14 protein-coding genes are annotated in these 13,341 nt (G+C 74.0%); all 14 read right to left on the bottom strand.

Features of this window, described 5'->3' with window-relative positions; translation table 11 throughout:
- Positions 1-64: 64 nt before the first annotated feature.
- The 14 genes from ACFYTT_RS26795 to ACFYTT_RS26730 all read right to left on the bottom strand — a co-directional run bounded on the left by ACFYTT_RS26795 (position 65) and on the right by ACFYTT_RS26730 (position 13,225).
- A complete protein-coding gene (locus tag ACFYTT_RS26795) occupies positions 65-982 on the bottom strand; it encodes a hypothetical protein (protein WP_176094429.1) in 918 nt (305 codons plus the stop codon).
- On the bottom strand, positions 979-1,569 hold the full coding sequence (locus ACFYTT_RS26790) for a phage tail protein (protein ID WP_131055574.1): 591 nt from the start codon (positions 1,567-1,569) through the stop codon (positions 979-981). Before ACFYTT_RS26790 ends, ACFYTT_RS26795 begins: the two co-directional genes overlap by 4 nt.
- Positions 1,550-4,138 carry a putative baseplate assembly protein gene (locus ACFYTT_RS26785; protein WP_387263215.1) on the bottom strand — a complete coding sequence of 863 codons (2,589 nt, stop codon included), beginning with the start codon at positions 4,136-4,138 and terminating at the stop codon, positions 1,550-1,552. Before ACFYTT_RS26785 ends, ACFYTT_RS26790 begins: the two co-directional genes overlap by 20 nt.
- Entirely contained in the window at positions 4,135-4,593 is a 459-nt protein-coding gene (locus ACFYTT_RS26780) for a GPW/gp25 family protein (RefSeq protein WP_176094426.1), read from the bottom strand. The genes ACFYTT_RS26785 and ACFYTT_RS26780 overlap by 4 nt, the downstream gene beginning before the upstream one ends.
- Complete coding sequence (locus ACFYTT_RS26775) at positions 4,590-4,928, bottom strand: hypothetical protein (RefSeq protein ID WP_131055568.1); 339 nt, start codon at positions 4,926-4,928, stop codon at positions 4,590-4,592. The genes ACFYTT_RS26780 and ACFYTT_RS26775 overlap by 4 nt, the downstream gene beginning before the upstream one ends.
- Positions 4,928-6,523, bottom strand: a complete 1,596-nt coding sequence (locus tag ACFYTT_RS26770; RefSeq protein ID WP_387263212.1) for a phage baseplate assembly protein V — start codon at positions 6,521-6,523, stop codon at positions 4,928-4,930. The genes ACFYTT_RS26775 and ACFYTT_RS26770 overlap by 1 nt, the downstream gene beginning before the upstream one ends.
- Positions 6,520-7,263, bottom strand: a complete 744-nt coding sequence (locus ACFYTT_RS26765) for a hypothetical protein (RefSeq protein WP_176094424.1) — start codon at positions 7,261-7,263, stop codon at positions 6,520-6,522. Before ACFYTT_RS26765 ends, ACFYTT_RS26770 begins: the two co-directional genes overlap by 4 nt.
- Positions 7,263-8,066, bottom strand: coding sequence for a hypothetical protein (locus ACFYTT_RS26760; protein WP_387263210.1), 804 nt, complete (start codon positions 8,064-8,066; stop codon positions 7,263-7,265). Before ACFYTT_RS26760 ends, ACFYTT_RS26765 begins: the two co-directional genes overlap by 1 nt.
- A gap of 901 nt (positions 8,067-8,967) precedes the next feature.
- The gene (locus ACFYTT_RS26755; protein ID WP_131054719.1) at positions 8,968-9,447 is read right to left on the bottom strand and encodes a phage tail protein; all 480 of its coding nucleotides are present in this window, start codon (positions 9,445-9,447) and stop codon (positions 8,968-8,970) included.
- Position 9,448: 1 nt separating this feature from the next.
- Positions 9,449-10,720, bottom strand: coding sequence for a phage tail sheath family protein (locus tag ACFYTT_RS26750; RefSeq protein ID WP_387263206.1), 1,272 nt, complete (start codon positions 10,718-10,720; stop codon positions 9,449-9,451).
- Positions 10,721-10,742: 22 nt separating this feature from the next.
- Positions 10,743-11,432: a carboxypeptidase-like regulatory domain-containing protein gene (locus ACFYTT_RS26745; RefSeq protein ID WP_387263203.1), complete on the bottom strand. Its 690-nt coding sequence runs from the start codon at positions 11,430-11,432 to the stop codon at positions 10,743-10,745.
- Entirely contained in the window at positions 11,429-12,040 is a 612-nt protein-coding gene (locus ACFYTT_RS26740; protein WP_131054722.1) for a glycine zipper family protein, read from the bottom strand. The genes ACFYTT_RS26745 and ACFYTT_RS26740 overlap by 4 nt, the downstream gene beginning before the upstream one ends.
- 12 nt (positions 12,041-12,052) lie before the next feature.
- Positions 12,053-12,388, bottom strand: coding sequence for a hypothetical protein (locus ACFYTT_RS26735; protein ID WP_131054723.1), 336 nt, complete (start codon positions 12,386-12,388; stop codon positions 12,053-12,055).
- An 84-nt stretch (positions 12,389-12,472) separates the two neighbouring features.
- On the bottom strand, positions 12,473-13,225 hold the full coding sequence (locus ACFYTT_RS26730; protein WP_387263199.1) for an LppM family (lipo)protein: 753 nt from the start codon (positions 13,223-13,225) through the stop codon (positions 12,473-12,475).
- Positions 13,226-13,341 lie beyond the last annotated feature (116 nt).

Here is a 13,341-nt window from a genome sequence, read left to right as displayed (position 1 = left end):
TCGGGAAGAGGCAATGAGACGACGCAAACCTCTTGATCAACCGGGTTCAGGGGGGTCAGGGGGGTCAGGGGGTGGGGGGGAGTTCGGTGAAGCGGATCGCGTCCACCCCGGCGAAGTAGCGGTCGGTGCTCTGCGTCTTGCCGATCGCCACCAGGGTGATCTGGTGCGGGCCCGCCGCCAGCGGCACCCGGGCCACGTCGATCCAGTCGGTGACCCGCACCGTGGGGGAGAAGCCGATGAAGGGATCACCGACCTGCCGCCCGTCGATCAGGAACACCGTGTTGGCGTAGTCGGGAGCCGTGGTCCGCACGGTGGAGAACTGCCAGACGGCCTGGGCCGGCACCTCCACCGTCACGGTCACCCGGTCGTTGATCGCCCGGCCCAGGAAGAACAGCTGGTTCTCCTGCGACCAGGTCACCTCGCAACAGTTCGGCTGCACCGCCACGGCCGCCGCCGAGCCGGTCGGCGACTCGACCCGGGCACCGGTCACCAACGTCTCCGCCTCGACGGTCACCACCCGGGCCTGCGGCGGCGGATCGTCCTCGCGCGCCACCAGGAACACCACCACCGCCGAGACCACCAGCACCAGCGCCGCCGCGGCGGCGATCCACGGCCAGGGCGTACGCTTCGGCGGCGCCACGGCCCGCACCTCGTAGGTGACCCGGCCACTGGACCGGGAACTCTCCTCCGGCGCGGTGTTCGCCGAGTACGCGAAGCCGGTCATGTCGTAGCGACGCGGCGGCGTCCCCGCCGGCACGGCCAGCCGGACCAGGAACGACACCGAGCCCTGCCCGGGCACCACCCGCTGCGGTTCGGTGACGGTGAACCAGGAACGCTGCGTACCCTCGCCGGGCGCCACGTCGAACACCACCGTGTCCGGCGCGAGCCCCGGGTTGGAGACGGTGAAGGTCAGCTCCCCGGCGTTCCGGACGTCCAGGGTGAACTGCTCGGCTGCGGCGACGACGGTCCATTCGGTGGTCATGACGGCTCCTCCGGAGCGGGATCGGGCGGGGTGGGAACGGGGGAGGGCGACGGCACACTGGCCCGGCCGACCGCCGGTGCGCCCGCCACGACGGTGATCTCGGCGGTCACGGCGGCCGGCTTCTCCGCCGCGACGATCCGGCTGACCAGGTCGAGCTGGTCGGCGGCGGTCGGCGGCACCCGGACGACCAGGTGGAACGGCCGGTCGGCCGGCTCGTCGAGGACGAAACCGGTGACCCCGGTGGCCAGTTCCAGGGCGGTCCGCAGCCCGTCCGGGGTGCCCCGCCAGGTCGCCAGCGCCGCCCCGTGCGCGACCAGGTCACGCAGCCGGCTCAGCGGCAACGGCAGTGGGGCGTCCCGCCGGGGCGCGGCGACCACATGGTCCATCGCCACCCACCCGGCCAGGTACGCCACCATCCCGCCCGGTGCCCGGTACGGCGCGAACAGCGCGTCGACGTCGGCCAGCACCGCCTCGTCCGGCGCGTGCAGCGCCTCCATCACGTCCAGCAGCGCCCACAGCACGCTGCCCGGCACGCAGGCGCGCTGGTAGGCGGCGGGCAGCAGCCGCTCAATGGCCGGTCGACGCATCGTGCCGCACCACCTCGATGTCGTGCTCGCCGGAGCAGAGCAGCCAGGTGTCCGGGACGGTGACCACGTCGGCGGTGGCCTGGTTGGCGCTGGCCGACCAGTCGACCGCGTCGCCGCTGCGGTGCACGCCGCGTTCCCCACCGGCCAGCACCAGCCGGTCCGTTCCGGCGGTGGCGGCGATCGCGTCCACCGGCACGAACCGGGTGCGGTCGCGCAGCGGCAGCCCGCAGTTGACCGACACCGACGACCACTGCGGCTGTGCCGCGACCGTGTCCAGCCGCAACACCCCGCCGCTCTGCGTGGCGGCCAGCGCCTGGGTGCCGCTGAAGGTCAGGTCCCGGCAGGTGCCGCCGATCCAGCCGGACTGCATCGCCTGCCACTTCACGTCGGACTCGAACAGCCGGGCCCGGAAGCACCCCTGCCCGGGCCGCTTCGGGTCCGGCTCGCCGGCACCGCTCCACAGCAGCGTGGCCGGGCCGTCGTACTGCACGGCGAGCAGCCGGTTGTCCACGTTGGCCAACCCGACGTGGGAGAAGCTGCCGGGTCGGCCCGCGTTACCGGAGAGGTAGACCCCGAATCCGGCCTGTGCGGCCACCGCCACCCCGGGTACGCCGCGCTCGGAGACGAACGCCCGCACCGCGTAGAAGCCCCGGTCGGCGTCGGCCGGGTCGACCAGGATCTGCAACGGCACCGCACCGGGCAGCAGCGACACCTCGTACAGGCCGGTGTCGGTGGCGACCAGCAACGCGCCCGCGCCGTCCCGGTCGATCCAGGCCAGGTCACTGATCCGCGAGTCCAGGTCGGCCAGCAGCGACCAGGTCTCGCCCAGGTCGGCGCTCAGGTGCACCCGGGAGCCGCCGCCGGACCGGACCGTGGCCACCGCCACCGACCCGGGCCGGGGCACGATGCCGGGCCGCACCGGGGCGGGTGCGGGCGCCACCCGCTGCACGGTCTCCCCGTCGAACCGGCCCGCCGGCTCCCATCCGGCACCGGCGTTGGTGGAGCGGAACAGCACCGGGCCGCTGCCCGCGTACCAGGTGCGGGGTTGGTACTGGTCCGCGGCGAGCGTGCGGACCTGCTGGTCGGGGGCCTCGTCGACGACGAACCGCACCGACTCGACGTAGCGCACCCCGGGCTCGGCGTGCTCCAGCAACCGGTACACGTTGGACGCGCGCAGCGGCTCACCGAACGCCCAACCGGCCGGGTTCAGCGGTGTGGGCAGCGGACTCAGCGTCTGGTGCAGCCGGTCGTGGATGCGCCGCCGGACCGCCTCCGCGTCCTCCTCCCGGCGCACCACCACCCGGGCCCGGATCGACACCGCCTTGTACCGCGCCCAGCTCGCCCGGCAGGTGGTGCCGAGCGACCGGCGACGTTCCAGGTCCGCCTCGACCCGCAGCCGCGCCTCCTCCACCTCGTGCCCGCGCAGCACCTCCACCGGCAGCCGGCCGCCGGGCCGGGCGTCGTCCGGCACGTACGGCACCAGCACCACCTCCACCTCGCCGGGTCGGGCGAAGCTGTAGACGGCGGCCCGGGTGAAGGCGCGGGCCCGGCTCACCCCGCCGGAACCGGTGGCCAGCACCTCGAAGTCGCGGGCGGTCACCGCGCGCTGCTGGGCGAAGAAGGCGTACGGGCCGCGCAGCAGCACCGACTCCATCGCCTCCATCTCCCGGCCGCCGGCCGCCGGTGCCGGGTTGACCACCTTCACCCCGGGCAGCGGGTCCCGCAGGCTGGTCAACGTCCCGGCCGCCACGTTGCCGGCGGTGCCGCCACCGGCGCGGTACCAGAGCCGCACCTGCCGTCCGGCCGGCGGTACGGCCGTGACCGGGGCGTCGTCACCGGCGGAGTCCGGCCCGCGCAGGTCCAGCGCCGGGGCGAAGGTCACCGTGCCCGAGCAGCGGTCCACCAGGTACGCCTTGTCCTGCGCTCCGAGGCCGGCGAAACTGTCCACCGCCCGCCAGATCTCGAAGGTCCGCCCCTCGTGCTCGCGGGCCGCCGCGCCCAACTCCACCGAGCCGGTCGGCACCTCGACGCCGAGCAGCAGGTCCAACGGTTCGGCGGTCCGGGCCAGCGGGGCCCGCCCGGCCCGCAGCACCTGCCCCGGCGCGCCGGTGCCGACGCCGAGCAGTTCCGCCTCGACCGGCTCGCAGTGGTGCATCCGGACGGTCACCTCACGCTGGCCGGCGGCGAGCAGCGCCGGCTCGCAGGTGACGAAGACGACCGGTCGCGGGTCCGCGCCACGCGCCGCCGCGACCCGGGTACCGGCCGGGATCCGCAGCGCCTCGTCGTCGGCGCCGGTCCGGGTGAACCGCACCTCCGCCCAGGCCGCCGAGGGGGCGTGCCGGGTCACACCGAGCAGGTTGAGGAAGGAGACGTACGCCTTCTCCGGCAACTGGTTCAGCCGATAGATCATCACCTCGGTGAGGTGCGCGAACGCCTCCAACAGGGCGATGCCCGGATCGTGCGCGGACAGGTCGGTCCAGCCGGGGCAGGACTGCCGGATCCGCTCCCGGGCCTCGGTCACCAGGTCGAGGAAGGTCCGGTCGTCCAGGTGCGGCACGGGCAGGGTCATCGCCCCTCCTCAGCGTCGGGGTCGAGGGTCGGCCCCGACGGGTCGTCGTCGGTGGGCAGCAGGTCCACGGAGAAGACCAGTTGCCCGGGGGTGAGGCTGGCCCGGATCCGGTAGTCCAGCCGGATCACCAGCCGCCACGGGTCGTCCGGGTCCGGACCGGCGTCCACGTCGAGCACGTCGATGCGGGGCTCCCAGCGGGTGACCGCCGCGCGGACGTAGTGGATGGCCAGCCCGGCGGTGGTGTCGTCGTTCGGGGCGAAGACCAACCGGTGCAGCCGGGAGCCGTACCCGGGGCGCATCAGCCGCTCGCCCGGCGTGGTGGACAGCAGCAGGAACAGCGCCTGGCGTACGGTCTCGTCGCCGTCGGTCATGGCCAGCCCGCCGGCCGCGGTCAGTCCGAGCCCCCCACCGCGCCCGGCGTCGAAACCCGCGCCGAGGAACCGGATCGCCCTCACCGGTCGGCCCCCAGGAACGCCTGCCGGGGATCGCGTACCCGGTACCGGAACTGGCCCGGCGGGCTGCCGTCGGTGAAGCCCTCCAGGTGCGACAGCACCACCCGGTGACCGTCCACGCGGACGAAGTCGCTGTAACCGACGCGCACCGGCTCGGTCTTCGTACACGGCTTGACCGTCGCGCCGTAGTTCGGGCAGGCGACGATCTTCCGGCCCTTCGGGTCGTCGGCCACCAGCACCGGTACGCCGACCACCCGCACCCACCCCTGCGACTCCTCGTTGCGGATCCGGCCGTCGTGGTCACACCTGATCACCGAGTCGCGATGGATCCAGCGCATCAGCCACCTCCTCCGTGATGGGTGCGGGCCAGGCTGCGGGCCCGCTCGGCGGCGGTGCCCGGGTCCTCGCTCGCCTCGGCGTGCAGGAAGTCGACGCTGCGGGCGCGCACCACCATCGCCCGGCCCGGGGCGGAGAGCACCAGGTCGGCGGCGGCGTGCAGGGTGACCAGGTCCGGGGTCAGCTCCAGCCAGCTACCCGTGTCGGTGCTCAACCGCAGGCTGCGGGCCACGTCGTCGACCACCACCTGCTGCCCGCCCGAGGTCCGCAGCGACCAGCGCCGGGCCCGCCCGTCGTCCACCCCGGTGTCGTACGGCGTGACGGCGCCGAACAGCGCACCGAGCACCACACCCGAGGCGGGTTCCCCACCGGGCAGCGCCACCAGCACGGTGTCCTGCGGATCGGGCAGCGCCACCAGTCCCTTGCCCCGGCCGGCACCCGGGCAGAGCACCGCCAGCCAACCCGCGTCCGCCCCGCCGTACGCGGGCAGTTCCACCCGCACCCGCCCCAGCCCGTCCGGGTCCGCCACGTCGGTGACGGTGCCCAGGGTGACCACCGCCGGAGCGGGTGACCCGGCCGGCGGCGCCGGAGGCGGCACGGTGGAGAAACGACTCAGGTACCCGTCGGCGTCGACGGTGTGCACCACCTCGGTCAGCACGTACGTGCCGGCCATCGACTCGGCGACCCCGGTCAACCGGATCCGCCGACCGGGACGCAACGCGGGATCACCCTCGGCGGTGCCCTCGGCGGTGACCAGCGCCGCAGCGCGTACGTCCAGCCGGGCCTGAGCCAGCGCGGCGATCTCGTCGTCGCTGCGGCCCGGCTGGTCCAGCGCGGTCCGGGTGCCGTCCGCGCCCACGTCGGCGGGATCCGGGTCCACCGGGGTGTCCCGCCCGCACCGGGGCACGGCGGCCTGCGAGGTGAACGCTTCGGCCCGCTGCGGGTGCCAGCCGAGCGCGGCGCTCTCGCCCACGGCGGCGTCCGCGTTGACCGCCAGCCGCAGGCCGTGCACGTCGCGGCCGAGCGCGAGCGGGATCGGCGCGCCGTACCCGTCGAGCGTCAGCAGACGCAGCACGTCGTCGTCGACACTCAGGTGCAGCCCGGCCCGGCCGGTCACCTCCACCAGCAGGTCGAGGTCGCTCGGGCGGTGGTGCGGCAGCCGGTCCAGCCGTGGCCCGTCGACCTCGGCGTCGACCCGCAGTCCCAGGTCGGCGCAGAGGTCGGCGGCCAGCTCGGCGGCGGTCACCGACTCGAACACCCGCAACCGCTGCCGCTTGCGCAACCGGTGCAGCGCGTCGTACGCCCGGATCCGCAGGATCGCCGCGCCGTCGGCGGCGTACTCGACCTCGACGGCGGTGACCTCGCCGCCGAAGAGCGCCGTCGGGTACCCGTCGAGGCGGACCTCCAGGCGCGCGCCGACCCGCGCCGTGGCGACCGGCGGCGCGTCGCCCGGCCCGGTGGTCAACGCCACCTCGCACTGCGTCGGTCGGTTCAGCCGGGCGGCCACCCGCACCGAGAGCACCCGTCCGGTGCCCCGGCCGGCCAACGGGCCGCCGTCGAGCAGCACCGTCAGCGCCCGGGGCGCGCCGCCGCTCATGTCCCGTCACCCGTCGCGGCGACGGTGCCCGGCAGCGGCGGTACGGCCAGCGCGGTGCCGGCGGGCACGGCGAGCGGGTCGGTGATCCGGTTGTGTTCGGCAAGCAGCCGCCAGCGCAGCGGCGAGCCGAGCGCGTCGTGGGCGAGCAGGTCGAAACGTACGCCGGTGGAATCGGCAGTGGCGGTGCCGTCCCCGGCGGCGACCAGGGCCGTGCCCGGCGCGACGGCCGGCGTCTGTGCCTCGGCCAGTTCCTCGGCGAAACCCTCCTCGGCCCGGGTGGTGTCCTCGGCGACCCGCACCAGCTTGAGTCGCAGCCAGGACCGGCGCGGCGACCCCGTGGCGGTGAACGCGTCGAACCGTTCCGCCACCGCCACGATCACCCCCGGCACGTTCCAGGTCTTGCCCCAGACCAGCCGCACCAGCGGCGGCCGGACCCAGCCGTGCTCGACCGCGGAGTTCTCCGCCAGCATCCAGAGCGGACGGGTCAGCGCACGCACGTCAGTCGGTCGGACCTGCCCCTCCGCGAAGTCGGTGTCGAAGAGCAGGTCGAGAACGAGTTCGGTACGCCCACCACCGGTGAACACCAGCGGGTCGTCGGCGAGCCCGGCGCCGGTGAGCTGACTGCCGGTGCTGCCCCGTCGGCGTACTCCGGCCAGCCGACTGACCTGCACGGTCTCCGGGTTGAGCAGGCAGTCCACCCGCTCGCCGGTGGCGTCGACGAGGAACGCGACCCGTTCCATCAGCCGCCCGCCTGTTCCCGGTCGAGTCGGCGCAGGTGGGCCGCGGCGGCGTCCTCCGGCTCGGGGACCGCCCAGAGTGCCCGGTCGTCGGGCAGGGCGGGCCACGGGTCGGACGCGTCCCGCCCGCCACCCGTCCGGACGTCGGTGGTCCCGTCCGGGCCCAGTTCCGGCCAGGGCCCGCGCGCCGGTGCCGGCCGCTGACCGGTGCCGGCCGGCAGCCCCGCACCGGGCCACAGCCCGTCCCCGTACGCACCGTCCGCGCGCCGCCGTCCGACCTCGCCGCCCCTCCCGGACGGACCGTCCCCACCCGCCGCTCCCCACCGCTCCGGGTACCGCGTCCCGTCGGGCCCGTCCCCACCCGACCACGCCGGATGCCGATCCCCGTCGCGTCCGCTGCCGGGTGATCGCGCCGGACGCCGCTCCCCGTCGGACTCCCGCCCCGATACCTGTGACGGCGAGGTGTCCGGGTCGGAGTTGACCAGGCGTAGCACCGCCCGATTCCGGCCCGGCACCGATCGCGGTGCTTCGGGCGGATCCGTCACCGACCGTGAGTGCCCCGCCGTCGACCCGGAGCCGGACGACGATCCGGCGGACGCCACCGGAACGTCGGTCTGTCGGTCGGCACCCGAGCCCCGCCGTGGTCGGCCCGACACGTCCGCCACACCGGTGCCGGTCACGCCGGTCGCCGGGTCCGTCCCCTCGCGGGGCGGATCCGCGCGACGCCCGCGTCCGCCCGCCCACGGCATCGTCGCGTCGCCCACCGCCGGACCCACACCCTCCCCACCGGACGCCACCCCGCTCACGCCCTCACCTGCCTTCGGTGTGTTCGGTCCGCTGATCTTCGGTGTGTTGGGTCCGCCGACGCCCGCCGCTGCTCCCGGTGCGCGTGCCCCGCTGACGCCTGGGGCTGCTTCCGCCGTGCCCACACCACTCACCGAGGGCGTGCCGCCCGTGGACGGCCGCGGCGCACCCTCCATCCCGGCTCCTGTATCGGCTCCGCTTCCCGTACGTCGACCTCCCGGTACGCCGTGGTCACTCGACGCCGGGCTGCCCCCGCGTACCACCGCCGGACCGGTCGCCGCGCCGGTCGCCGGTCCGGTCGTCGCGCCGGTCGTGGGGCCGGACGTAGGGCTGGTCGTGGGGCCGGCACCTGTCCCTGCTCTGCCCCTTTGCTCTGCTTCACTCCACGCAACGGCCGTCGTGCGGTATCCCGGGCGTTGCGTCGGTTGAAGCAGAGCAAAGGGGCCGGGGGAGGACCTGTCGCTCCCCGGTGACGCGACGTGAGCCGACGAGACCCCGTCGCCCCAGCCGCCGCCGGGCGGCCGTCGCCCGGCCCACGGATCGGTCACGTCCACCGGTCCCTCCGCCGCACCAGGCGGCAGAGCAGCAGGCGGCAGATCACCAGGCGGCAGCTCGGCCGCGAGGTCGCGGAGCAGCCCCGGGGCATGGGCGGCGATCAGCCGCAGCCAGTGCTCCGGGGGGCGGTCCGGATGCCGGTACGCGACCGCCTCCCACACGTCCGACGGCGCTGCGGCGTCAGTCCCGTGGTCCGCGCCGCCGACCGCGTCGCCACGCGGGCCCCCGGTCGCGCTGGCGCGGATGCCACCACGCAGGTCGTCGTCCCTCTCGTCGTCGGTGGTGTCGACCAGACCGGCGAACCGGTCCACGGCACGCGCGGCGGACCGGAGCCGACCGGCGACCCAGCTACGCGGGCGTGGGCGCGGCACCGCCGGTCTCCAGTTCCAGGCTCTCGTAGCGCAGCGTCAGCGCCGCGATGGCGATCTCCTGGCCGAGCGTGTTGAGGTGTGCGCCGCGCCATCGGGTGGGCCAGGCGTTGAGCAGGTTCCAGCGCAGCACCTCGGCCGTGCCGACGGAGTCGAGCAGCACCACCGAGACGTTGCGGCGGTCGCTGGTGCCCCGGGCGATCGTGTGCACCCAGTCCCACAGCTCCCGGGACGCGGTCAGGCCGAAGTGCAGCGTGACCGGGCCGTACTCGACCTGTCCGGGGATCATCCGGATCCGGTCGTTGCCCTGCTCCCGGTACGGCTGGGCGGGGATGTTCACGTCCAGGCCGCTGACCTCGGTGAAGTGGCCGTTGGTGACCCCGTTGACCAGCAGCTTGAAGTTGTACGCCCGGTACGGGTCGACCGGGGCGCCCGGCTGCGGAGTGGCCGTGGTCGGCATGTCAGCCTCCAATCGTCTCGGTCTCGGTGCCGCCGGCCCACTGGCTCAGCTTGAACACCACGAACTCGGCGGGCTTGACCACCGCGATGCCGATGTGCGCGACCACCATCCCGGCGTCCCGGGCGTCGGCCGGGTTGGTCTCCTCGTCACACTTGACGAAGAACGCCTCCTCGGGCGTACGACCCAGCAGCGCGCCGTCGCGCCACACCCGGGTCAGGAAGGCGCCGATGTCCCGGCGGATGGAGCGCCACAGCGTGTAGTCGTTCGGCTCGAACACCATCCACCGGGTGCCGTTGGCGATGGCCTGCTCGATGGCGATGGAGAGCCGCCGGACGTTGAGGTACCGCCACTCGCTGGCCTCGGCGGCGAGTGTCCGCGCGCCCCAGACGCGGATGCCCTCGCCGGGGAAGTACCGGATCACGTTGACGCCCTTGGGGTTGAGCACGTCGTGCTCGGATCGGGTGACCAGGTGACCCAGGTCGACGGCACCGCGCACCGGCTCGTTGGCGGGAGCCTTGTGCACGCCGCGCAGGGCGTCCGTGCGGGCCCAGATACCGGCCAGGTGCCCGCTCGGCGGGGTGAGCACCAGGTCGCCGCTGAGCGGGTCGCGGACCCGCAGCCAGGGGAAGTACAGCGCGCCGAAGTCGGACTGCCGGGGCCGGTGCGCCTGCGGGCCGCCGCTCGACCCGGTCGTACCCCCGCCCGCGCCGCCCGCGCCGCCTGAGCCACCCGAGCTGGCGGGGCTGTCGCCGCCCTCGGTGGGCTTCGCCGCCCGACCGGAGCCGGCCGTGGCCACCCGGGTCAGCGTCGAGATGTCGTCGATGTCGGGAGCGGGATCGCAGATGGCGACCATCGTGCGGGTGCGCTCGGCCAGGCTCAGCAGCGCCTCGTGCGCGACCGCGTCGTGGAAGCCGGGCGCGGCCACGATGGAGATCTCGTCGATAGCCTCCAGCAGGTCCAGTCCGCCGCGCTGGCGTCCGCTGCCGGTGAGCGCGCCGCCCTCGCCGACGTTGACCACCCAGCAGCGGGTGCCCCCGTTGTCGAGGAAACCGAAGACCGCGCGGGCCAACGGGGTGCTCTCGAACTCGTCACCGTCGGCGTAGAGGCGGAGGAACTCGGTCCAGTTGTTCACGGCGAGGGCCTCGCCGAGACGGGCCGTGCGGTCCGGAGCGACGCCGACGAAGGCCGCCGTGCTGGTGCCGACCGGTCCGATCGGCCGGGCACCGGCAGGCACCTCCTCGACATAGATCCCGGGTGAGAAGTAGCTGGGCATCGGTCCTCCCGTACGGGTCGGGTCAGCGGGTCGGTGGCGCGCAGACGATGACGATGTCGGTGTCGGTCGGGTCCACCTCGGCGGTGAGCACCTGACCCCGACCGGTGAGCCGGAGCCGGACCGTTCCGGGCTGCTGCGGGTCGTGCGGCACGCCGACGACCCGGAACCGTCCCGCCGGATCGGTCCGGGTCGCGTACGGCTGACCGACGACCTCCACCCGCATCGCGGCGAGCGGCTGGTCGGCGGGACCGACGACGCGGCCGTCGAAGGTGAGCATCTCCAGTTGCCGCAGCCGCAGCGGACGCAGCACCGGCGGTGCCGGCTCGTGCGGGTGGGTGACCTGCACCGGTACGTCGATCAGCAGGGCCGGCCGGGGCGGGACGCCGAGGGCCACCCACAGCGCCGGGTCACCGGCCTCCAGCACGAGCGTGTGTCCGCTTCCTCCGGTCGCCGCGACGAGCACCCGGTCCAACGTCGCCAGCGCCTCCGGCCCGCCTGCGGCGAGCAGGTAGCGGGCGACGAGCCGGTACGGCTCGGGGCCGCCGCTGCCCCGGGTCTGCCGGGCCGGGCGCAACTCCAGCGGCCACAGTGTCAGCCCGCCCGCCGCCGGACCGGACCCGGGCGGACCGACCGGGACGGCGTCTCCCGCCGCCCCGGCCAGCCACTCCGCCAGCTCGGCGGTGGCCGTCTCTATCGGGCCGCCTCCGGTCATCGCGGCGGCGTCCCCTGGATGCGGTACGCGATCGCCTCGTTCCACACGTGCGGGTAGACGCCGATCTCGAAGTACCGGGTGAAGCGGTTGATCGGGGCGCCGGTGTGGTCGTGGTAGAGCAGCCACACCGGCGCGATGGTGAACAGCACGTAGTTGGCCAGGACCAGCGGGATGTAGAGCGGTCCGAGCAGTCGGGCCTGGAAGATGTGCACGTCCTCGTGGCGCTGGATGCCCGGCCCGGAGCCGGCGCAGACCGTGCCCAGCGTGGTGGCGTAGCGCGGCGAGACGCCCTCCACCACGTTGACCCGGCAGCTGTGCTGCGAGGTGGCCCGGTCCAGCGAGTGGCCGAAGACCAGGTGCACCGCGAGGTAGGTCGCGCCCACCACCGTGTTCAGCAGGCTCCACGTGTGGTCGACGACGAACAGGAAGATCCCTCGGGCGTCGGCCCCGTAGACCCGGGCCGAGGTGATCGACCATCCGAAGACGATGCCGACGACCAGCCCGACGCCCGCCCCGACGAGCAGCCCGACGGGTCCGCCCAGCAGCCCGCCGAGGACCGTGCCCGCCGCGACGTGGACGGCGGCGCTGATGACTCCGAAGACGGCCATGACGGTTCCCCTCTAGGCCCAGGAGCGGATGAAGCGGGGCTCGTTGCCCTGCGCGAGCCGGGTCGGGGTCGCCTGCCGGTTGCCGGGAGGCAGTTGGTTGACGCCGAGGGCGGCGGAGAAGATGACCAGGCCGTTGAAGAAGGCGATGATCCACTTCTCGGCGCCCGCGTCGGTGGCGAAGGCCGCGGTGAGGTACGACAGCAGCAGGGCGATACCCAGCGCGATCCACTTGCGTGCCGTGTCGGCACTCGGGCCGATCAGCCCGCCGATGACGTTCGTGGCCAGCAGCGTCGCGGCGCTCGCGCCGGTCAGACTGCCCAGCGCCGCCCAGGTGAAGAGATCGTTCATCGCCGATCTCCCTTCGGTTTCGCGTGGTGCGAGGTGGGATGTGGTGCCGCCCGCCGGGCGGGCGACGGTGCCGGCTGACCTGCGTCAGCCGGAGCCCGGCACACCGCCGGTCGTGGTGTGCTGTGCCGGACCGATGGTGCCCGGACCACCGGAGGTGCCCGGTCCGCCGGGCGTCGGTGCGCCGCCGTCCGCCGGGCCCGTGCCGGGCCGACGCAGCAGCAGTACGACGAGCGCCGCGACCAGCAGCAGGATCACCGCACCGGCACCGACCAGCAGCCACGGGAAACTCCCGCCGCTCTCCTCGTCGTCCGCCGGGGCGGACGGTCGGGGTGGTGCCTCGGCGACGGCCCGCAGCTCCGGTGGCTTCGGCTGGTTGCGGGCGACCCGCCAGGTGACCGTCCGGTCGTTGACCTGACCGCCCGCGCTGACGTCCAGCACGCGTCCGGGAAACGTCACCGAGATCTCGAACGACATCAGCGTCATGAAGTGCGCCTGATTGGCCGGATTCTGTTCGGCCACTTTTCCGCCGTACTTCTTCGGATCGAGCGGAAGAGTGAACACGTACCGGTCGTCGCCCTGTCGGACGATGCTCAGACTTTCGCTGTCGAATTGATCGAGCGGGACATTCCGGTAGTTGATCTGAGAGCCGTAGTGGGTGGCGTCCTCGTACCGGCTCTCGGTGCCTTCGGGCAGGGCTGGGATGTTCTGCCGAAGCTCGGCGAAGCCGGCCTCGACCGTCTTGTTGTTCGTGGTCAGCACGGTGCGTTCGGCGGTCAGCAGGAGTTGTCCGCTGACCGTGTCGTCGGCGTTGACGGTCAGCCCGGCGTTCAGTTGCATACAGCCGGAAAGAACCGCCAGAAGGACGAGACACGCCGCGCCGCGGAGTATCCTGGTGCGCCCGGGCCCCGATTTCATGGGCTCAGTCTGTGCGTTCGCCGCCCGAGCCATCAGTC

This window comes from Micromonospora sp. NPDC003816 (assembly GCF_042874705.1).
Lineage (GTDB): Bacteria > Actinomycetota > Actinomycetes > Mycobacteriales > Micromonosporaceae > Micromonospora.
This window is presented reverse-complemented; position numbering and strand designations above follow the sequence as displayed.